21 protein-coding genes and 1 other RNA gene are annotated in these 19093 nt (G+C 67.7%); 12 read left to right on the top strand and 10 right to left on the bottom strand.

What is annotated here, in order from left to right; genetic code table 11:
* Nucleotides 1-8: 8 nt before the first annotated feature.
* A complete protein-coding gene (locus tag H4F99_RS12280; protein WP_182670031.1) occupies nucleotides 9-2213 on the bottom strand; it encodes a CHASE domain-containing protein in 2205 nt (734 codons plus the stop codon).
* Between the two features lie 137 nt (nucleotides 2214-2350).
* Here H4F99_RS12280 and ssrA point away from each other — a divergent pair.
* Nucleotides 2351-2705: a transfer-messenger RNA gene (gene ssrA / locus H4F99_RS12275) on the top strand.
* A 73-nt stretch (nucleotides 2706-2778) separates the two neighbouring features.
* Here ssrA and H4F99_RS12270 read toward each other — a convergent pair.
* A complete protein-coding gene (locus H4F99_RS12270) occupies nucleotides 2779-3801 on the bottom strand; it encodes a glucokinase (RefSeq protein WP_182670030.1) in 1023 nt (340 codons plus the stop codon).
* A 204-nt stretch (nucleotides 3802-4005) separates the two neighbouring features.
* On the opposite strand from H4F99_RS12270, the gene H4F99_RS12265 reads away from it, so the two are divergent.
* On the top strand, nucleotides 4006-4449 hold the full coding sequence (locus H4F99_RS12265) for an MgtC/SapB family protein (protein ID WP_182670029.1): 444 nt from the start codon (nucleotides 4006-4008) through the stop codon (nucleotides 4447-4449).
* A gap of 77 nt (nucleotides 4450-4526) precedes the next feature.
* Here H4F99_RS12265 and H4F99_RS12260 read toward each other — a convergent pair whose 3' ends face one another.
* From H4F99_RS12260 to H4F99_RS12225, 8 genes are all read right to left on the bottom strand, one after another.
* Complete coding sequence (locus H4F99_RS12260; protein ID WP_182670028.1) at nucleotides 4527-5234, bottom strand: YiaD family glycine zipper/OmpA-like lipoprotein; 708 nt, start codon at nucleotides 5232-5234, stop codon at nucleotides 4527-4529.
* Between the two features lie 85 nt (nucleotides 5235-5319).
* Complete coding sequence (locus tag H4F99_RS12255) at nucleotides 5320-6774, bottom strand: cryptochrome/photolyase family protein (protein WP_182670027.1); 1455 nt, start codon at nucleotides 6772-6774, stop codon at nucleotides 5320-5322.
* A gap of 55 nt (nucleotides 6775-6829) precedes the next feature.
* Nucleotides 6830-8014 carry an alanine racemase gene (alr, locus tag H4F99_RS12250; RefSeq protein WP_182670026.1) on the bottom strand — a complete coding sequence of 395 codons (1185 nt, stop codon included), beginning with the start codon at nucleotides 8012-8014 and terminating at the stop codon, nucleotides 6830-6832.
* Nucleotides 8015-8050: 36 nt separating this feature from the next.
* Nucleotides 8051-9475, bottom strand: coding sequence for a replicative DNA helicase (locus H4F99_RS12245; RefSeq protein WP_182670025.1), 1425 nt, complete (start codon nucleotides 9473-9475; stop codon nucleotides 8051-8053).
* Between the two features lie 262 nt (nucleotides 9476-9737).
* On the bottom strand, nucleotides 9738-10196 hold the full coding sequence (gene rplI / locus H4F99_RS12240) for a 50S ribosomal protein L9 (protein WP_182670024.1): 459 nt from the start codon (nucleotides 10194-10196) through the stop codon (nucleotides 9738-9740).
* Nucleotides 10197-10316: 120 nt separating this feature from the next.
* Nucleotides 10317-10547 (bottom strand): 30S ribosomal protein S18, encoded by a 231-nt coding sequence (gene rpsR / locus H4F99_RS12235; protein WP_031372470.1) that lies wholly within the window; start codon nucleotides 10545-10547, stop codon nucleotides 10317-10319.
* 25 nt (nucleotides 10548-10572) lie between these two features.
* On the bottom strand, nucleotides 10573-11019 hold the full coding sequence (gene rpsF, locus H4F99_RS12230; RefSeq protein WP_182670023.1) for a 30S ribosomal protein S6: 447 nt from the start codon (nucleotides 11017-11019) through the stop codon (nucleotides 10573-10575).
* Between the two features lie 216 nt (nucleotides 11020-11235).
* The gene (locus tag H4F99_RS12225; RefSeq protein ID WP_182670022.1) at nucleotides 11236-11577 is read right to left on the bottom strand and encodes a HesB/IscA family protein; all 342 of its coding nucleotides are present in this window, start codon (nucleotides 11575-11577) and stop codon (nucleotides 11236-11238) included.
* Between the two features lie 130 nt (nucleotides 11578-11707).
* On the opposite strand from H4F99_RS12225, the gene asnS reads away from it, so the two are divergent.
* From asnS to H4F99_RS12175, 10 genes are all read left to right on the top strand, one after another.
* Nucleotides 11708-13108, top strand: coding sequence for an asparagine--tRNA ligase (asnS, locus tag H4F99_RS12220; protein ID WP_182670021.1), 1401 nt, complete (start codon nucleotides 11708-11710; stop codon nucleotides 13106-13108).
* Between the two features lie 21 nt (nucleotides 13109-13129).
* Nucleotides 13130-13435 (top strand): hypothetical protein, encoded by a 306-nt coding sequence (locus H4F99_RS12215; RefSeq protein ID WP_182670020.1) that lies wholly within the window; start codon nucleotides 13130-13132, stop codon nucleotides 13433-13435.
* Nucleotides 13432-13740, top strand: a complete 309-nt coding sequence (locus H4F99_RS12210; protein ID WP_182670019.1) for a hypothetical protein — start codon at nucleotides 13432-13434, stop codon at nucleotides 13738-13740. Before H4F99_RS12215 ends, H4F99_RS12210 begins: the two co-directional genes overlap by 4 nt.
* 24 nt (nucleotides 13741-13764) lie before the next feature.
* Entirely contained in the window at nucleotides 13765-14553 is a 789-nt protein-coding gene (locus tag H4F99_RS12205; protein WP_182670018.1) for an SDR family oxidoreductase, read from the top strand.
* 12 nt (nucleotides 14554-14565) lie between these two features.
* Entirely contained in the window at nucleotides 14566-14865 is a 300-nt protein-coding gene (locus H4F99_RS12200; protein WP_182670017.1) for a PilZ domain-containing protein, read from the top strand.
* Nucleotides 14866-14903: 38 nt separating this feature from the next.
* Nucleotides 14904-16337, top strand: a complete 1434-nt coding sequence (locus H4F99_RS12195; RefSeq protein ID WP_182670016.1) for an aldehyde dehydrogenase — start codon at nucleotides 14904-14906, stop codon at nucleotides 16335-16337.
* A gap of 73 nt (nucleotides 16338-16410) precedes the next feature.
* Entirely contained in the window at nucleotides 16411-17076 is a 666-nt protein-coding gene (can, locus tag H4F99_RS12190; RefSeq protein ID WP_182670015.1) for a carbonate dehydratase, read from the top strand.
* Nucleotides 17073-17519 (top strand): RidA family protein, encoded by a 447-nt coding sequence (locus H4F99_RS12185; RefSeq protein WP_182670014.1) that lies wholly within the window; start codon nucleotides 17073-17075, stop codon nucleotides 17517-17519. Before can ends, H4F99_RS12185 begins: the two co-directional genes overlap by 4 nt.
* Nucleotides 17519-18064, top strand: a complete 546-nt coding sequence (locus H4F99_RS12180) for a 3-hydroxyanthranilate 3,4-dioxygenase (protein ID WP_182670013.1) — start codon at nucleotides 17519-17521, stop codon at nucleotides 18062-18064. Before H4F99_RS12185 ends, H4F99_RS12180 begins: the two co-directional genes overlap by 1 nt.
* Before the next feature lie 13 nt (nucleotides 18065-18077).
* The gene (locus H4F99_RS12175; RefSeq protein WP_182670012.1) at nucleotides 18078-19088 is read left to right on the top strand and encodes an amidohydrolase family protein; all 1011 of its coding nucleotides are present in this window, start codon (nucleotides 18078-18080) and stop codon (nucleotides 19086-19088) included.
* Nucleotides 19089-19093 lie beyond the last annotated feature (5 nt).

The following is a 19093-nucleotide window of genomic DNA, read 5'->3' as shown; positions in this document are numbered from 1 at the left end:
ATCGCGCGTCAGACCGCGGCGCCGCCCTCCGTGGCGTCGGGCAGGGCGAAGTAGAACGCCGCACCCTCCCCCACCACGCCTTCGGCACGGATGGTGCCGCCGTGGCGCTCGATGATCCGCTTGACCGACGCCAGGCCGATGCCATGTCCGGCGAACTCTTCCTGGCCATGCAGCCGCTGGAAAGGCCGGAACAACTTTTCCACGTGCTGCTGGGGGAATCCGGCACCGTTGTCCCGGACATGGAATTCGAATGTGCCCGTAGGCAGGCGATGGGCACCAAATTCGATCCACGGGTCCGGCTTTCCGCGGGTGAACTTCCAGGCATTGCCCAGCAGGTTCGCGAGCAGGTTGCGCATCAGGACCGGATCGCCCCAGGCGCGCAGCTGCGGGGCGATGTCCACCCGCGGGCGATGCTCGGGATCACCGGCCCTGAACTCTTCCACCAGCTCGGATGCCATCTGGCTCAGGTCGATCGCCCGGGGATTCACTTCAGTCCGCGTGACCCGGGACATCTTCAGCAGCGCGTCGATGAGCTCGTCCATGCGGGTGGCGGCCGCGCGGATCCGCGACAGGTAGCCGTTCGCGGTCGCATCGAGCGCTTCCCGATACTTGTCCGCGATGATGCGACTGAATCCGTCGATCGCCCGCAACGGCGCGCGCAGGTCGTGCGAAATGCTGTAGGCAAACGATTCGAGTTCCTGGTTGGCCTGGCTGAGCTCCCGGGTCCGCGCCGCCACGCGTGCCTCGAGCGTGCGGTTGAGGGCGTGGACACGGGCTTCGGCGAGGATCCGTTCAGTGACATCCTCGGCCTGGACCAGGCCGATCACGTCCTGCCCCACCCCGCCCGGCACCCGCGCGTAGGTCAGTTGCGCATGGCGGGCCAGGTCGCCCGCGCGATGCAGGCGCCGGGTGATGCGGATGACCGGCGCGGCCTCCAGGTCGTCCTGTTTGAGCCACTCACCCAGGTCGGGGCCTTCGTCTTCGAACAGGGACTCGAACTCCACCCCGGAGAGCGCGGCGGGTGACAGTCCGACGATGCGGCCCAGGGCCGGGTTGCACTCCACCACGCAGCCTTCGCTGTCCAGCAAGGCCTTGCCGATGCCCGAATGCAGCATGGTCGTCCGGAAGCGCTCTTCGCTGCGCCGGTATTCTTCGCTCATGCGCAGGGCCATCTTCATGGCGCGACGCTCCGTGCGCACGAGCGTGAACACGATCGTCGCCAGCAGCAACGACGAGATCACCCCGAACAGCACGCCGCCCCACAGCATCGAGTCCACCGGTTGGGCATCTTCAGGGCTTGTCGAGGCGAACTCCAGCAGCCAGCGGCGGCCGTGCACCGCCAACTGGGTCTGGAAACGGAAACGCGCATCGGGCGACGCATCGCCGGACCCGTAGAGCCGCTGCCCCGGTTCGTCGGTGATGTCCGTCAGGGTGAACTGCATGCCGTCCAGGCGTTCGCCCAGCGTGGAATGCACGAACTCGTCGAACCGGAATGGCGTGTAAACCCAGCCGAGCATCGCCTCGCGCCGCGCCGGGACCGTATTGGGCTGCGCACCATTGCGATACAGGGGCAGGTACAACAGGGCCGATGTGGAGGGCGTGTTGCCGTCCTGGACCAGTTGCACCGGGCCGCTCATGCGGACCTGTCCGGTCTGCATGGCCGCTTCCATCGCAGCGCGTCGCACGGGCTGCGAATACATGTCGTAGCCGATCGCCGCGACGTTCTGTGGCGTGCGCGGTTCCAGCATCATGATGGGGCCGTAATCGGGACGGGGGCCGTGCGGCACGACGTCCAGCTGCCCGTATCCCAGGGCCTTCCACTCCAGTTGCAATGTGGGCAGTCGCGCCTGTTCGACATAGGCGGCATACCCCAGGCCGACCATGGCCGGAAACTGGCGTTGCAGGCGCATGCCGTCCGCGTACGCCTGCCACTGGTAAGGCGTCGGCCGCTGCACGCTGGCGAACAGGGAGGCTGCCCCCCGGAGCACGATTTCCTGGTTGCCCATGCGCTCGCGGAGCAGGCTGACGGCCTCCTCGCCCTGGCCGATGAAGCGTGCCTGCGCGGTGGCGGTCTCCTTGTCGCTGGCATATCGCCAGCCGACGAAGGTCAACAGCAGGGTGAAGACCAGCACGCCGCTTGCGAGCGCCAGGCCACGTCGCTGCGGTGGCGGGCCCAGGGCGGGCGTTCGCGGCGTGTCGTTGGCGTCTGTCACCGGCCAAGCATACCGCGTGCCGTTCAAGATGCGCAGGTGAATGCCCGCTCTCCGGGGCCGTCCCAGGCGGTGCCCGCCCATTGAGTTCGCGATATCCCGCCCTATACTGATGTCCTAGGTGATTGCCTGGCTTTCCCGGGGGTGCATTGGCTTCGACGGGGGTCGCAAAGTCGCCTGGTGCATGTCGAGGGGGTAGCTTTCCTCGTAAATCCAGCTGCAAAACTCATAGTTGCCAACGACGACAACTACGCTCTGGCCGCTTAAGGCCTAAGCCCCGAAACAGCTTGTGTCCGTGCTCGCTGCGTAGGGTCATCATCACGGAATCGCCGGGTATGGCTGCCTGTCAGCACCTGGTTAACCCAAAACAGGCTGGTCCGCCGATGCGCTTTGTGCGCCGTGCTGTCAGTGGACGAGATCTAACGGAGCACTAAACATGTAGAGCCGGGGATGGAGTGCCTTCGGACGGCGGTTCGATTCCGCCCACCTCCACCAAAACCGAACGCCCCGACCCTCACGGGCCGGGGCGTTCTTCATGGCGGGCGTGCCGGCATCGCCGGACGGTTCGTCAGCCGGAGGCGGCCAGCGAGCGCTGCTGCTGGTACCAGGTCGCCGCACCCTGCAACCCCAGTTGCCCATGCTCCACCAGGTAGACCGGCACGCGCGCCAGCACTTCCCGCATCACGCCCTTGTCGCTGAAGCGATGGGCGAAGTCGCCGCGCAGCAGGTAGTCCGCGATCTGCGCGGGGATGCCCCCGGCGAGATACACGGACGTGGCGCCGAAGGTGAGTGCAAGATCGCCGGCGACGCTGGCCAGCACGTTGCAGAACATGGAGAGGGCTTCCGCCGCGAGCGGGTCGTTGCCCTGCTCGGCTGCATGGCTGATGGCGGCGGGGGACGCAAGCGACGGGCATCGCCCCTCGATCTCGCACAGGGCCTCGTAGGCATTGACCAGCCCGGGTCCCGATAGCAGGCGCTCGTTGCCCACGTGGGTCCAGCGTGCCATCAGGACCGCCAGCACCTCGATCTCGCGGGGCTCACGCACGGACAGGCCGGCATGGCCCGCTTCCGTGGCGACCACGACGGGTGGATTGCCGGGGACCCGCAATGCGGCGCCGAACCCCGTCCCCGGCCCGATCATCAATGCCGGCCCGGGTTGCACCGCGATCTCCGGACCGCAGATGCGTCGCGCCTGGCGGACGTCGATGCTGGGAATGGCCCAGGCCATCGCTTCGAAATCGTTGATGAGGCGCAGTTTGGCGAGGCCCGCCTCGGCCGCGGTCGCGCTGACGGAGACCGGCCACGGCAGGTTGGCGTGGACAAGGACGTCTCCCACGAGCATCCCGGCGATCGCAATGCTGGCCTCGGGCGTCGGCCCGGCCCCTTCCCGCTCGGCGATGAACTCGGAGAGGATCGCCGCCAGACTGGGGAACTCCGCGCAGGCATAGCGACGATAGCCGTGCAGCAGGACCTCGCCTCCGCGCGCATCGACCCATGCGAGCCGGGCATGGGTGCCCCCCACGTCCGCGGCAATCAACGTATTGCCGGGTCCCGGCGTGTCACGGGCGGCGGCGTCCGTGGGTCCATGCATGCCGTTCATCCGCGACGCAGGGATCCGGGGTGGGACGGGGCCGGAGCGGATCGGGCGTGGCAGTCATGATGGCGCGGATCGGACATGGCGTACGCGGTATCGGTATGGATCGGTCGGTTCATCATACCCGCCTCGCCCCGGCTGTCCCCCCGTGCGCGACGCATCTTGACCGCGTCTCTACCTGGCTTCATTCAACCTGCGCGCATGGAATGGAACGCACAATGGCTTGTCGTCGGCCAGGTGGCACTGGCGATGCTCCTGGGCGGAGCGGTCGGATACGAGCGTGAGCTCAAGGACCGGCCTGCGGGCTTCCGTACCCACATGCTGGTCGCCGGCGCATCGGCGCTGCTGGTGGGCATAGGTCGCCTGGCCATCACGTCGGGGGGATTCGATGGGGGCGGCGAGCGCCTGCAGATCGACCCCCTCAGGCTGATCGAGGCGGTGGTGGCGGGCGTCGCATTCATCGGCGCCGGAACCATCTTCTCGCGCCGTGGCGACGGCGCCATCGCGGGCATCACCACCGCCGCCTCCCTGTTGATGGTCGCGGTGCTGGGGGTGGCGACGGGCCTGGGCGTGTACCTGGTGGCGATCGCAGCGACAGTGCTGACCCTGGTGGTGTTGACCGTCCTGCGCGTGCTGGAGCGCTGAAACGAAAAAGGCCGCGTCCGTGGGCGCGGCCTTCCCGTGCGTCGCTCCTTGCCAGGTGCGTACGCGTTCCTCGATCCTCAGGAACGCACTGGAACCAGTGTGATCTCCACGCGGCGGTTCTGGGCGCGGCCGGCGTCGGTGTCGTTGCTGGCCACCGGGTGTCCCTCGCCGGCACCGACAAGGATGAAGCGGTCGCGCATGATGCCATCCTGCATCAGATAGTCCCCCACGGAACGGGCACGACGCTCCGAGAGTTGCTGGTTGTAGGCATCGCTGCCGACGCTGTCCGTGTGGCCCGCGACTTCGATGATCGTCTGGTCGTACTCTTTCAAGGTCTCGGCGACCTGGTCGAGGACCGGGTAGAACGCCGGCTTGAGATCGGACTTGTCGAAGTCGAAGGTGATGTTGCTCGGCATGTTCAACGTGATGTTGTCGCCCTGGCGGACCACGTCGACGCCCGTGCCCTGCATGCTCTCGCGCAGTTCGCGCTCCTGCCGGTCCTGGTAATTGCCGATCGCACCGCCGGCAAGGCCGCCCACGCCCAGGCCCACCAGCGCGCGCTGGCGGCGTTCGGTGGCATCGTCGCCGCTGAGCAGGCCTGCGGCCACGCCGGCGAGCGCACCGATCAGGGCGCCCTTCTGGGTGTTGCTCATGCCCTGCGGGTCCTGCTGCTGCGGCTGGCCGTACTGGCCGTACGGGTCGTTGTAGCCTCCGCCGGTCGCGCAGCCCGCCACCAGGCTGCTGGCGACGGCCGCGGCAAGAACGAGTCGAAACGGGGTCTTCATGCGTCGAACCTCACGGGTGGCTGGATGAATGGCCGACACGCTACCCCGCTTCGCGTCTTCGAGGGGTGACGGCCATGCACCCTGTTCAGCTTCGGGACGGGCGGTTCCGGCGGGCGCTTGCTGCGAGTGCGGCCAGTGCGGCTTCCCTGCCTTCCGCCAAGGACACCAGCGGCGCCGGGTACGTCCGGGATCGCTCGTCCAGCAGGTCGGGATGCTGCCACGGAGCGAAACGTGCCTTGGCCGGAATGCCCGCCAGTTCGGGGACCCAGCGGGCGATGTAGATGCCGTCGGGATCGAAACGCGCGGCTTGTGTCGCAGGGTTGAAAATCCGGAAATACGGTGCGGCATCGGCGCCGGTCCCCGCGACCCACTGCCATCCGAGCGTATTGTTGGCGAGGTCTGCGTCGACGAGCGTGTCCCAGAACCAGCGCGCCCCGTGTTGCCAGTGCCAGCGCAGATGCTTCGTCAGGCAGCTGCCCACGACCATCCGCACGCGATTGTGCATCCAGCCGGTGTGCCAGAGCTCACGAAGTCCGGCATCGACGAGGGGGATGCCGGTGCGTCCCTCCTCGACGCGCCGCCACTGTTCCGACGAGGGTGTCTGCCAGGGGAAGCCGTCGAAACGCTTATTGAAGTTGGCCGACACGGTTTCTGGGAAGTGGTGCAACAGGTGGTGGGCGAACTCGCGCCATCCAAGTTCCTTCGCGAAGGTATCGACGTGACGCTCGCGCGCCGTCGAGCGGGCGGCATGCACCGCAGCATGGATGCGCCACGGTGCGATCTCGCCGAAATGCAGGTGGGGCGAGAGCCGGGAGGTCGACGTCTGCGCCGGGCGGTCGCGGCCGTCGGCATAGCCATCCAGTGTCCCCTCGAGGAAGATCTCGAGGGCTTCGTGGGCCCCTGCCTCGCCGGGATTCCATGCATCCCAGAACGTACGGTCCCAGCGGGGCGAGGGTTGCAGTCCGAGCGCCGCGACGGGAATGCCCGAGGGGCCCTCGTCGCAGGCGAGCAGGCGGTCCGGCACATGCCACGGCTCACGCTCGCGCCACCGAGGCCGGGCCGATCGCCAATAAGGGGTAAAGACGCGATAAGGCGTGCCCTGCCCGGTCTCGACGCTCCAGGGTTCGACCATCAGGCTGCCGTTGAAACTGCGTACCGTGAGCCCGTCCTCACGCAGCGCCAGTTTGACCCTTGCATCCCGCGCCTCGACCGCGGGCTCGTAACGCCGATTCCAGAACATCGCGCTGGCCCCCGTGGACGCCACCACGGCCCTCAACGTGGCCAGCGCGGGGCCCTTGAAGATGCGCAACGGGGTTCCTCGCCGTGCCAGGCTCCCGGCCAGCTGTTGCAGGGACCGGGTGCGCCACGCATCGGAGGCTGCGCCGGGGGCGCCGGCACCTTCTTCCTCGGGGGCGTGGACATACACCGGTACGACGGCATAGCCCGCGTCCACCGCGGCCGCGAGCGCGGGATTGTCCGCCAGCCTCAGGTCGTTACGGAACCACACCACGGCGACAGGCGGTCTCGAGGAGGGATTCATCGTGTTTCCGGAAAGGAGGAGCCGGCAGTCTGGAGCCGTGCCTGCCAACGTGGGGTCAAGAACGCGATCGACCGCCGACGTAGGTACGCGGAATGCGATCGGTAAGGCCGACCAGCAGCTCGTAGGGAATCATGCCCGCGCGTGCGGCCAACGCTTCCATGCTGATCCGTTCCGCCCCCTGGGTGCCGACCAGCACCGCCTCGTCTTCATTCCAGGCGCTGTACCCGCCGATGTCGACCATGAGCTGGTCCATGCAGACGCGCCCGACGATCGGGAATCGCCGGCCCCGCACCAGCACTTCACCCCGTGAGGAAAGTGCGCGCGGGTACCCGTCGCCATAGCCGATGGGGATCGTGACCACGCGCGTGTCGTACTCGGGTGCCCAGGTCGCGCCATAGCTGACGGGATTGCCGGCTTTGACCACCTTGAAATAGATCACCTTGGACAGGAGCGACATGGCGGGCCGGACGTCCACCGTCGCGAGCGCGGTCACGTCCGGCCGCACGCCGTACATCAGGATTCCGGGGCGCACCATGTCCAGCCAGGTATCGCGGAAATGCAGGACGCCACCGGAGTTGGCGATGTGGCGGATGGGCATCGGCGCGCCCAGGCGTTCGAAGTGCCGACAGGCGTCGAGGAAGCGCTCCAGCTGCAGCGTCGTCATCGGCGAATCGGGGTCGTCCGCACACGCCAGGTGGGAGTAGACGCCCTTGATCCGGCACCAGCGGGACGCCACCGCAGCCTCGATGAACGGGCCGGCGGAGTAACTGTGCACGCCAATGCGCTCCATTCCGGTGTCGATCTTGAGGTGCACCGTGGCCGGACGGCCCATGGCCGCCGCGGTCGCCTCGACCTGCCCGAGCTTGTCCACCGACGACACGGTGATCTCGAGGTCGTGGGCGAGGAACTGGGTGACTTGGTCGCCGAAGATGCCGCCCAGCACCAGGATCGGCACCGTGATGCCGGCTCGCCGCAGCGCGACACCCTCCTCCACGAAGGCCACGCCCAGTTGTTCGATACCCTGCGCCTGCAGGTGAAGCGCGGTCCGCAGCAGGCCATGCCCATAGCCATTGGCCTTGACGATGCCCATGACCGGCACGCCGACATGCCGGCGGATGCGGTCGAGGTTGTGGGAAAGCGCGTCGAGGTCGACGCGGATGCGCGTCGGACGATCCTCCAGCGCACGGGACATCGTCTCCGCGGCGGGCGTCTCGAGGTCCGGTGGCAACGGGGATCGCATCGCCGCCTATGCTACGTCAGGCGGTACCGCGCCGGGTCACTCGAAGCTGCCGATCGAGTCGTGAGCGAGGTTGTCGAAACGGGTGTACTCGCCGAAGAACTTCAGCTTCACCGAACCCGTCGGGCCGCTTCGCTGCTTGCCGATGATGACTTCGGCGAGGCCCTTGTCCGGCGAGTTTTCCTTGTTGTAGTACTCGTCGCGGTAGATGAAGACGATCATGTCGGCGTCCTGCTCGATGGCGCCCGACTCGCGCAGGTCGGCCATCACCGGGCGCTTGTCGGTCCGCGTCTCCAGCGAGCGGTTCAGCTGCGAGAGCGCGATGACCGGTACTTCGAGTTCCTTTGCAAGGCCCTTCAGCGAGCGCGAGATCTCGGAGATCTCGGTGGCGCGGTTCTCGCTGTTCCCGGGCACCGACATCAGCTGCAGGTAGTCGATGACGATCAGGCCCAGGCCGTGCTCGCGCTTGAGGCGGCGTGCCTTGGCGGCGAGCTTGGTCGGCGACAGGCCGGGCTCGTCGTCGATGAAGATCTTGACCTCGCGCAGCTGGCGGATCGCGCTGGTGACCCGGCTCCAGTCTTCGTCCTCGAGCTGGCCCGTCCGCAGGCGCTGGGCGTTGACGCGGCCCACCGAGGAGATCAGGCGCATCGCCAGCTGGCTGGCCGACATTTCCATCGAGAACACCGCCACCGGCAGCTTGCTGCGGAACGCGGCGTACTCGGCCATGTTCAGTGCCAGGGTGGTCTTGCCCATCGCCGGGCGCGCGGCCAGGATCACCAGGTCGGTCTTCTGCAGTCCAGCGGTGAGTTCGTCGAATTCGGTGTAGCCGGTCGGCAGCCCGGTAATGCCGCCGCCATTGGCATAGCGCGTCTGCAGTTCGTCGAACGCGGCGGTCAGGGCCTGGTGGACGCTGGTGAAATCGTCCTTGCCGCTGCTGTTGGCTTGCGCGATGGCCAGCACCTGCCGCTCGGCCTCGTCGAGGATCTCGCTGCTGTCGCGTCCATCGGGCTGGTAGCCGTCGTTGACGATGCCGGTGCCGACATCGATCAACTGGCGCAGGATCGCCTTGTCCCGGACGATCTCGGCGTAGGCACGGATGTTGGCGGCGGAAGGCGTGGTGCTGGCGAGTTCGATCAGATAGGCCCCGCCGGCGACCTGCTCGCCCATGCCCATGGAATCGAACCACTCGCCCAGCGTCACGGCATCGTAGGGCTTGCCTTTCTTCGCCAGCTCATTAATGGCGCGGAAGATCAGCTGGTGGTCGCGCCGGTAGAAGTCGCTCTCCGTGATGTGGTCGATGACGCGATCGTAGGCATCCGGCGCCAGCATCAGGCCGCCGAGGACCGACTGTTCGGCTTCGATCGACTGTGGCGGGACGCGCAGCTGGTCGACGCGTGCATCCAGGCCCCTGTCGCCGCGCCCTTCTCCACGCGACTCATTGCGGAAACCGGGGCGTGCATTCATGTGGCGGGTCCACTCCAGGCAGGGTGGCGTCGACGGGAGCGACGCACGGGATGGCAGGTGGGGCATCCTAGCCCTGCGGGACGGCAGGCGGTTGCAGACAACCCTGTGGGTAACAGGTGGACAGGTGTGGATAACCTTGCCTGACACCCCCGGGATAGCACCCACGGGTCTTACAGGGTGAGATCTCCTGCCGGCGAGATGCCGCGTTCCAAACAGAACAGGCGCCCGGAGGCGCCTGTCGGGTGGACACCGGGGGCGGCGATCAGCCGATCGCTTCCGGCTCCACGACAACCTTGACCGCGACGTCGATATCGGCGTGCAGGTGCACGACCACGTCGTACTCGCCGATGTGGCGGATCGAGCCTTCGCCCATCACGACCTCGGACTTCTCGACCGGGGTGCCGATCTGCTGGGTCAGCGCCTCGGCGATGTCGCGGTTGGTGATCGAGCCGTACAGCTTGCCCTCGGTGGCGGCATTGGCCTTGATGCTGACGACGGCGCCGTCCAGCTTGGCCTGGCGGGACTGGGCGCCCTCGAGGACGGCCTGCGCCTTGGCTTCGTATTCAGCGCGGCGCGCCTCGAACTCGGCCAGGTTGGCCTCGGTCGCCGGCACGGCCTTGCCCTGGGGGACCAGGAAATTGCGGCCGTAGCCCGGCTTCACGGTGACCTTGTCACCCAGTCGGCCGAGGTTCTGCACGTTCTGCAGGAGGATCAGTTGCATGGTGTTGCTCCGTATTCGTTAGCGGGCATGGTCCCGCAGCAGGGGCTGTCCGAAGACGAGACGCGGGGGGCGGCGGCCGGCAGGAGGCCACGGGGCCATCTGCCGGGCCGGCGTCGACCCTCAGGCGTTGTGGTTGTCGGTATACGGGATCAGGGCCAGGAACCGCGCGCGCTTGACGGCGGTGGCCAGCTGGCGCTGGTACTTCGACTTGGTGCCCGTGACGCGGCTCGGAACGATCTTGCCGGTCTCGGTGAGGTACTGGCGGAGGGTGTTGAGATCCTTGTAATCGATCTCCTTCACGCCCTCGGCGGTGAACTTGCAGAACTTGCGGCGGCGAAAGAACTTGGACATGGTGCGCTGCTCCTAGAGGGCGTGATCAGGCGGTTTCAGCGTTGTCGTCGGACGTATCGGACTTCTCCGCGTCCTTGCTTTCGCTGTCGTCGTTGCTGCTGTCGTCATCGCGGCGACGGCGCTCGGAACGCTCCGGCTTGTCGCCCTTCTCGTCCTTGAACTTCATGATCAGCGACTGCTCGGTGTCGGCCTCGTCGCGCTTCATGACCAGGTGGCGCAGCACGGCGTCGTTGAAACGGAAACCATCGACCAGCTCGTTCAGGGCGGCCTGGGAGCATTCGATGTTGAGCAGCACGTAGTGGGCCTTCACCAGGTTCTGGATCGGATAGGCCAACTGGCGGCGGCCCCAGTCTTCCAGGCGGTGGATCGTCCCCTCGCCGGCTTCGATCAGCGACTTGTAGCGCTCGATCATGGCCGGGACCTGCTCGCTCTGGTCCGGATGGACCAGGAACACGACTTCGTAATGACGCATGGTGTTTTCCTTGTGGATGATGGCCGTGCGGTCGCCCGGCCGGATCAGCCCCCCGACGCGCAGCCGACGTGCGACCGGCGCGGTGGAGCAAGGGTCTCCCCGGCCAGCGGGCCAAGGGAGCCGGCAATTATCGCAGCATCGGGGGCTGGCGTGCAATCCGCTTGCAATACGGCCGGATTCGCGCGTTCAGGAGGGGCTGACCCCGAGCCGCCCGCCTCAGAGCTGGGGCAGCAGCTCGGTCGTGAAGCTCTCCCCGCAGCCGCAGGCATCGGCGGCGTTGGGGTTGTGGAACACGAACTGCTCGCCGAGGCGCTGCTTCTCGACCTCGATGCGGGTGCCGTCGACGATCGGCAGGCTGGCGGCGTCGACGAAGATCCGTACGCCGTCCTGCTCGAAGACGGTGTCGCCCTCGCGCTGGTCGTGCGCCAGGTCGGCAAAATGCTGCCAGCCCGAACACCCCGTGCGGGTCACGCCGAAACGCAGGCCCAGCGCCGAGCCGTCGCTGGCGAGGAATCGCTGGACGCGGGCAAGGGCGGCGGGGGCAAGCGTGACGGCCATCGGTGACTCCACTCGGACGGATCGATTATAGCGGGGGTGTCGCCGGCGGCGATGCACACCCGCTAAACTGCGGTGCTTCCCCATATCGGTCCGGAACGGGCAGGAATCAAGCCATGGCGGTGCGTGTCCCATGACGATCATCAGCGTTGAACAGGCGCTCGCGGGCAAGGTGCCGGCCGGCGGCGAGGTCACCGTCCGCGGCTGGGTGCGGACCCGGCGCGACTCCAAGGCCGGGCTGAGCTTCGTCAATGTCAGCGACGGCTCCTGCTTCGCGCCGATCCAGGTCGTTGCGACCGCCGAGCTCCCGAACTACGACACCGAGGTCAAGCACCTCAGCGCCGGTTGTGCCGTCGTGGCCCGCGGCGAACTGGTCGCGTCGCAGGGCAAGGGCCAGGGCTTCGAGATCCAGGCACGCGAGATCGAGGTGGTCGGCTGGGTGGATGACCCGGAAACCTACCCGATCCAGCCCAAGCCGCATTCGCTCGAGTTCCTTCGGGAGGTCGCGCACCTGCGCCCGCGCACCAACCTGTTCGGCGCGGTGACCCGCATCCGCCATTGCCTGGCGCAGGCCGTGCACCGGTACTTCCACCAGAATGGCTACTACTGGATCAGCACGCCGATCGTGACCACGTCCGACGCCGAAGGCGCCGGGCAGATGTTCCGCGTGTCGACGCTGGACATGGCGAACCTGCCGCGCGACAAGGCGGGGAACGTCGACTTCAGCCGCGACTTCTTCGGCAAGGAGGCCTTCCTGACGGTGTCCGGCCAGCTCAACGTCGAGGGCTACTGCCTGGCGCTGAGCAAGGTCTATACCTTCGGCCCGACCTTCCGCGCCGAGAACAGCAACACGACCCGCCACCTGGCCGAGTTCTGGATGGTCGAGCCGGAGATCGCCTTCGCCGACCTGGCCGAGGACGCGCGCGTCGCCGAGGATTTCCTCAAGTACCTGTTCCGCGCGGTGCTGGACGAGCGTGCCGACGACATGGCCTTCATCGCCGAGCGCGTTCAGAAGGACGCGGTCACCCGGCTCGAAGCCTTCGTCAACGCGCCGTTCGAGCGCATCGACTACACCGACGCGGTCGCGCTGCTGCAGAAGTCGGGGCAGAAGTTCGAGTTCCCGGTCGAGTGGGGCCTGGACCTGCAGACCGAGCACGAGCGCTGGCTGACCGAGCAGCACGTCGGCCGCCCGGTGGTGGTGACCAACTACCCCGAGCACATCAAGGCGTTCTACATGCGACTCAACGACGACGGGAAGACCGTGGCCGCGATGGACGTGCTGGCCCCGGGCATCGGCGAGATCATCGGCGGCAGCCAGCGCGAGGAACGACTCGACGTGCTGGACGCGCGCATGGCGCAGTTTGGCCTCGACCCCGAGCACTACGGCTGGTACCGCGACTTCCGCCGCTACGGCACCGTGCCGCATGCGGGGTTCGGGCTGGGCTTCGAGCGCCTGGTCGTGTACGTGTGCGGACTGGCCAACATCCGCGATGCGATCCCCTACCCGCGCGCGCCGGGCCAGGCCGAGTTCTGACCGGAGGCGACTGCGCACACGATGATCCTGTTCTTCGCCCTCTGCTTCGTTGGCGTCGCCATCGCGGGCTTCACTGCCCTGCTGATCTTCTGGCCGCTGACCCTCGTGCACCTGCGCGACCGCCACCCGGCGGTCATGCAGGGCTTCGGTGCCGGTGCGTTCCTGAACCCCGCTGCGCTGGGATGGCTGCTGTCGGGTGGCTACCGCTCGACCGGTGACCGCAACCTCGATGGCCTCGCCACGCCGGCGCGGGTGGCGCTGTTGACGATCATCGGCGGCCTCGGCATGGCCGGCCTGCTCTGGCTGCTGGCGGAGGTGACGGGATGAGCACCGAAGGCCATACGCAATGGTGGGTGGCGACGCTCGGCCGGACCGTGATCTGGGCGCGCCTGCGGGTGCGCGAGGCCGGCACGGCCGAAGTCTTCGACAGCGACGGCAACACACTGCCCTACGATAGCGAGGACACCGCGCGTGCCGCCCTGCTGGATGCCGAGTTCGTCGAGTTCGACGGCCTCGACGAGGATGACGCGGAGGCACGCGGTTTCCTGATGGAAGAGCTCGTGCCGCCCCATGCGGGCGACGACGAGGGGCTGAAGGCACTGATGGTGCAGCAGCTGCCTTCGCGACACTGACCAACCCACACCGGGAGGACGCGCGTGGATCTGGACCTGAAGCATCGACACGCCCTCGTCAGTGGCGGCAGCCAGGGCATCGGACTCGCCGCGGCGCGGGAGCTGGCCGGACTGGGGGCGAGTGTCACCCTGATGGCCCGGCGGGCCGACGCATTGCAGGACGCCGCCGCTTCGCTGCCCACCGTCGACCCATCGCAACACCATGCGTGGCTCGCGCTGGATGCCGCCGACACCGACGCGCTGCGCAGCGCAGTCGACGCCCTTGTCGCCGAGCGTCCGGTCCACATCCTGGTCAACAACAGTGGCGGACCGCCGCCCGGCCCGATCCGCGGCGCCGATGTCGCCGCATTCGAGGCCGCATGGCGCCAGCACCTGGTCGCATGCCATGTGCTCGCCGATGCCGTCCTGCCCGGCATGGAGGCCGCCGGCTACGGCCGCATCGTCAACGTGATCTCGACCTCCGTGAAAGAGCCCCTGAACGGCTTGGGCGTGTCAAATTCGACACGGTGGGCAGTGGCGGGCTGGGCCAAGACACTGGCCACCGAAGTCGCCCCGCTGGGCATCACCGTCAACAATGTCCTGCCCGGGTCCACCCAGACGCCGCGGATCGAGCAGATCATCGATGCCGCGGCAGCCCGGACCGGCCGCGACCGGGAGGACATCAAGGCCGGCATGTTCGATGCGATCCCGATGCGCCGCTTCGCCCAGCCCGGGGAGACCGCGGCGGCGATCGCCTTCCTGTGCTCCCCCGCCGCCGCCTACATCACCGGCATCAACCTGCCGGTGGACGGTGGACGCACCCGTTCGCTGTGAGGATTGCATGCCATGACGGACTCCCTTCCAGACGATCGTCGCACCGCCGGCCGCCAGCCCTTCAGTGACCGGGTGATGGTCGTGCACGGCGAGCGCGCCTGGTTCGCCGAGGTCCTGGACCTCTCCGAAGGCGGCTGCGGCATCGCACCGCCGCCGGGGTGCGGGCTCGACGTGGAGCAGGTCGTGCGACTGTTCTTCTACAGTGGGCTCGATACCCCGGCGACCGTCGTTGCGGCACGGATCGCGCGCGTGACCGACGATCGCATCGGCATCGAGTACCAGGACCTGCAGGCGATTCCACCCGGGCGATGACGCGCTCGCCTCCCCTCGCGTCGCGTTAAGCTTGTCCGATGCGCTTGAGCCACTGGATCAATGGCCGCCCCACCGAGCCCGCGACAGGCCGATGGCTGGACATCGCCAATCCGGCGACCGGGGCGCGTTGCGGCGAGGTGGCAGCGGGCGGCGCGGTGGATGCCGACCGCGCGGTAGCCGCCGCCAGCGACGCCTTTCCTGCGTGGTCCCGTTTGCCTGCCTCGGCGCGGGCCGGACACCTGGAGCGGTTGGCGGCGGCCCTGGAGCGGCGCCTGGACACGTTCGCGCGGGCAGAGGCACGCGATGCCGGCAAGCCGCTGGCGCTCGCGCGGGACGTGGAAGTACCCCGGGCCGTCAGGAACCTGCGGTTCTTCGCCCACGCCGCGACCCAGTTCGCCAGCGAGTCCCACCACGGCGAAGCGGGCCTGAACTACACCCTGCGTCCGCCGCTGGGCGTGGTCGCGGCCATTTCGCCATGGAACCTCCCGCTGTATCTGTTGACCTGGAAGATCGCGCCCGCGCTGGCGGCCGGCAACACCGTCGTTGCCAAGCCTTCGGAGGTGACGCCGGTCACGGCGACGCTCTTCGCCGAACTGGCCAGTGAAGCCGGCTTGCCCGACGGGGTGCTCAATATCCTGCATGGCGAAGGCGCCGATGCAGGCGAGGCGCTGGTGGTCCACCCGGGTATCGAAGCCGTCTCGTTCACCGGAAGCACGGCGGCCGGACGACGTGTTGCCGGGCTTGCCGGACCGCTGCTGAAGAAGGTCTCGCTGGAGCTGGGCGGCAAGAACCCCACCCTCGTGTTCGCCGACAGCCGCTGGCAGGACGCACTGGACACGCTGCTCCGGTCCGCGTTCCAGAACAGCGGGCAGATCTGCCTGTGCGGGTCGCGCCTGCTGGTGGAGCGCAGCATCCACGAGGCGTTCCGCGAAGCCTTCGTGCAGGGCGCGCTGGCGATGAGGGTGGGCGACCCCATCGATGACGATGTCCAGATCGGTCCGCTGGTGTCCCAGGCGCATTTCGACAAGGTGACGGCTGCGATCCAGCGGGCACGCGACGAAGGTGGCACCGTGCTTTGCGGTGGACACGCACTCGAACGCCCGGGCTGGTTCGTGCCTCCCACGGTGATCGAGGGCCTGGGACCGGACAGCGCGACCAACCGGGAAGAGATCTTTGGCCCGGTCGTCACGCTGCAGGCATTCGACGACGAAGCCGAAGCGTTGTCGCTGGCGAATGCCAGCGAGTACGGCCTGGCGGCCTCGATATGGACCCGCGACCTCGACCGTGCGCATCGCCTGGCCGACGGCCTGCGCACCGGCATGGTCTGGGTCAATACCTGGCTGATGCGTGACCTGCGCACCCCTTTCGGGGGCATGGGCGCGTCCGGGCTGGGCAGCGAGGGAGGCATGGAGGCCATGCGGTTCTTCACCCGTCCCCGCAACGTCGGGCTATCTCTGGCGATGCACCCATGACGCCGGCGGTCCTCCACCCGTGCACGTGCCCCTGCACCCGAATTCCCTCCTCCACTCCCGCCGCGGAATACCGATGAACCGACTCCACGACCTCCTCGAACGCAACCGGCAATGGGCCGATCGCATCAATGCCGAAGACCCGGGCTTCTTCGAACGCCTCTCGGGGCAGCAGGCGCCCCGCTATCTCTGGATCGGGTGCTCGGACTCCCGCGTTCCCGCCAACCAGGTGGTCGACATGGCACCGGGCGAAGTGTTCGTCCATCGCAATATCGCCAACGTCGTCGTCCATACCGACCTGAACTGCCTCTCGGTGATCCAGTTCGCGGTCGATGTGCTGAAGGTCGAGCACATCCTCGTGGTCGGCCACTATGGTTGCGGTGGCGTGCATGCCGCGCTGCACGGCACCCGGGTCGGCCTGGCGGACAACTGGATCCGCCACGTCGCGGACGTCGCGGAGAAGCATGGCGAGTGCATCGGTGCGGCGGCCGAGCACGAGCGCCACGACCGGCTGTGCGAGCTGAACGTGATCGACCAGGTGCGGAATGTCTGCCAGACCAATATCGTGCGGGAGGCGTGGAGCCGCGGCCAGGCGCTGACGGTGCATGGCTGGGTGTACAGCCTGAAGAACGGCCGGGTGAACGACCTGCGCATCGATATCCCGGGAGAGGCGGCGCTGGCGGACGCCTACTCAGGGGCCGTGGCACGGGTGGGCGAAGCCGGGGGGGACTCCCCGCGATGAACGACGCGGTCCACGCCGGCACCGCGCCCGCGGCGGTGGGACGATACCCCCATGCCCGGCGCGTGGGCGAGCTGGTGTTCCTGTCCGGCATCGGACCGCGTGACGCCGCCACGAACGCGGTACCCGGCAACGTGACCGACGGGAACGGACGACTGGTCGCCTACGACATCGAGCGCCAGTGCCACGCGGTCTTCGCCAACGTACGTGCCGTGCTCGACGCCAGCGGTGCCCGCTGGGAGGACCTGGTCGACGTGACCGTCTACCTGACCGATATCGCGCGTGACTTCACGACCTACAACGCCATCTGGGCGCAGTATTTCCCCGATCCCGAGGTCGCGCCCTGCCGCACGACCCTGGGCATCGATGCCTTGCCGACGCCCATCGCGATCGAACTCAAGTGCGTGGCCCACGTCCCGCCCACGCATGCCCCCGGAGTCGCCTGATGCTGCCGAACCCGATCAATTTCCAGGCCTGGATCGACGAACACCGGGAGATGCTGAAGCCTCCGGTCGGGAACAAGTGCGTCTACGACGGCGACTTCATCGTGATGGTGGTGGGCGGTCCCAACCAGCGGACCGACTACCACTGGGATGAAGGTCCCGAATGGTTCTACCAGCTCGAAGGCGAGATGGTGCTGCGCATCCAGGAGGACGGCCGGGTGCGCGACATCCCGATCCGCGCCGGCGAGATCTTCCTGCTTCCGCCACGGGTGCCGCACTCCCCGCAGCGAATGGCCGGTTCGGTCGGCCTGGTGGTCGAGCGCAGGCGCCTGTCGCACGAGGACGATGGACTGCTCTGGTACTGCGAACAGTGCAACCACCTGCTGTTCGAGGAGTATTTCCACCTGCGCGACATCGAACAGGATTTCCCGCCGGTGTTCGACCGCTTCTATCGCTCCATAGAACGTCGTACCTGTGCGGCCTGCGGGCATCTCAACCCACGGCCTGCGCGCTACGAAGAGCCGGATTCGCTGGCGGACATCACCTGATGCGCACGCCCGCATGCTGAAGATCGATACCCACGCGCACTACCTGCCCCGCGACTGGCCGGACCTGGTCAAGAAGTACGGCGACAACCGGTTCCCGGTGATCCACCACACCGACGATGGACGCCATCGTATCTACAAGGACGGCAGGTTCTTCCGGGAGATCTGGTCCAAGACCTGGGACCCGCAGGAGCGACTGGAGGACTACGCCCGGCATGGGGTGCAGGTGCAGGTGCTGAGCACGGTGCCGGTGATGTTCAGCTACTGGGCCAAGCCCCATCACGCGCTGGAGCTGCACCAGTCGCTCAACGACCACATGGCGCGCACCTGCCATGACTTCCCACGCCACTACGCGGGCATCGGCACCGTACCGATGCAGTCGCCGCGCCTGGCGGTGCAGGAACTGGAGCGCTGCGTCGACCAGCTCGGCCTGCAGGGGGTGCAGATCGGCAGCCATGTCGGCGACTGGAACCTCGATGCGCCGGAGCTGTTCCCGTTCTTCGAGGCGGCCGCGGAACTCGGCGCGGCGATCCTCGTCCATCCGTGGGACATGATGGGGACGCCGTCCATGCCGAAGTACTGGCTGCCCTGGCTGGTCGGCATGCCCGCCGAGCAGGCGCGCGCGGCCTGTTGCCTGATCTTCGGCGGCGTGCTCGAGCGCCTGCCGTCGCTGAAGGTGTGCATGGCGCACGGCGGCGGCGCCTTCCCCTACACCATCGGTCGCATCGAGCACGGCTTCAACATGCGGCCGGACCTGGTCGCGACGGACAACCCCCGCAATCCGCGCGAGTACCTGTCGCAACTGTATTTCGATTCCTGGGTCGCCGATCCGCGCGCACTCCGCTACCTGCTCGAGACCTGCGGCGTGTCGCAGGTCATGCTGGGGACGGATTACCCCTTTCCGCTCGGGGAGCAGGCACCGGGCGCAGGCATCGCCGCCCTCGACCTGCCTGTCGACGACCAGGCCCGCCTCTACCATGGCACCGCGCTCGAATGGCTCGGTCTGCCCCAGTCCCGCTTCGCTTGACGCAC

Origin of the sequence: Marilutibacter penaei (assembly GCF_014145395.1) — a bacterium.
GTDB lineage: Bacteria > Pseudomonadota > Gammaproteobacteria > Xanthomonadales > Xanthomonadaceae > Marilutibacter > Marilutibacter penaei.
The sequence above is the reverse complement of the archived record's forward strand: the minus strand, read 5'-3'. Positions and strand labels throughout refer to the sequence as shown.

What these genes read in the sequence shown, in the direction of transcription:
- H4F99_RS12245 (WP_182670025.1), bottom strand. Translation starts at nt 9,475, where the DNA reads ATGAATGCACGCCCCGGTTTCCGCAATGAGTCGCGTGGAGAAGGGCGC.
- H4F99_RS12270 (WP_182670030.1), bottom strand. Translation starts at nt 3,801, where the DNA reads ATGCATGGACCCACGGACGCCGCCGCCCGTGACACGCCGGGACCCGGC.
- H4F99_RS12255 (WP_182670027.1), bottom strand. Translation starts at nt 6,774, where the DNA reads ATGAATCCCTCCTCGAGACCGCCTGTCGCCGTGGTGTGGTTCCGTAAC.
- alr (WP_182670026.1), bottom strand. Translation starts at nt 8,014, where the DNA reads ATGCGATCCCCGTTGCCACCGGACCTCGAGACGCCCGCCGCGGAGACG.
- H4F99_RS12260 (WP_182670028.1), bottom strand. Translation starts at nt 5,234, where the DNA reads ATGAAGACCCCGTTTCGACTCGTTCTTGCCGCGGCCGTCGCCAGCAGC.
- can (WP_182670015.1), top strand. Translation starts at nt 16,411, where the DNA reads ATGAACCGACTCCACGACCTCCTCGAACGCAACCGGCAATGGGCCGAT.
- H4F99_RS12210 (WP_182670019.1), top strand. Translation starts at nt 13,432, where the DNA reads ATGAGCACCGAAGGCCATACGCAATGGTGGGTGGCGACGCTCGGCCGG.
- H4F99_RS12265 (WP_182670029.1), top strand. Translation starts at nt 4,006, where the DNA reads ATGGAATGGAACGCACAATGGCTTGTCGTCGGCCAGGTGGCACTGGCG.
- H4F99_RS12200 (WP_182670017.1), top strand. Translation starts at nt 14,566, where the DNA reads ATGACGGACTCCCTTCCAGACGATCGTCGCACCGCCGGCCGCCAGCCC.
- H4F99_RS12180 (WP_182670013.1), top strand. Translation starts at nt 17,519, where the DNA reads ATGCTGCCGAACCCGATCAATTTCCAGGCCTGGATCGACGAACACCGG.
- rpsR (WP_031372470.1), bottom strand. Translation starts at nt 10,547, where the DNA reads ATGTCCAAGTTCTTTCGCCGCCGCAAGTTCTGCAAGTTCACCGCCGAG.
- H4F99_RS12175 (WP_182670012.1), top strand. Translation starts at nt 18,078, where the DNA reads ATGCTGAAGATCGATACCCACGCGCACTACCTGCCCCGCGACTGGCCG.
- H4F99_RS12195 (WP_182670016.1), top strand. Translation starts at nt 14,904, where the DNA reads ATGCGCTTGAGCCACTGGATCAATGGCCGCCCCACCGAGCCCGCGACA.
- H4F99_RS12215 (WP_182670020.1), top strand. Translation starts at nt 13,130, where the DNA reads ATGATCCTGTTCTTCGCCCTCTGCTTCGTTGGCGTCGCCATCGCGGGC.
- rpsF (WP_182670023.1), bottom strand. Translation starts at nt 11,019, where the DNA reads ATGCGTCATTACGAAGTCGTGTTCCTGGTCCATCCGGACCAGAGCGAG.
- rplI (WP_182670024.1), bottom strand. Translation starts at nt 10,196, where the DNA reads ATGCAACTGATCCTCCTGCAGAACGTGCAGAACCTCGGCCGACTGGGT.
- asnS (WP_182670021.1), top strand. Translation starts at nt 11,708, where the DNA reads ATGACGATCATCAGCGTTGAACAGGCGCTCGCGGGCAAGGTGCCGGCC.
- H4F99_RS12225 (WP_182670022.1), bottom strand. Translation starts at nt 11,577, where the DNA reads ATGGCCGTCACGCTTGCCCCCGCCGCCCTTGCCCGCGTCCAGCGATTC.
- H4F99_RS12185 (WP_182670014.1), top strand. Translation starts at nt 17,073, where the DNA reads ATGAACGACGCGGTCCACGCCGGCACCGCGCCCGCGGCGGTGGGACGA.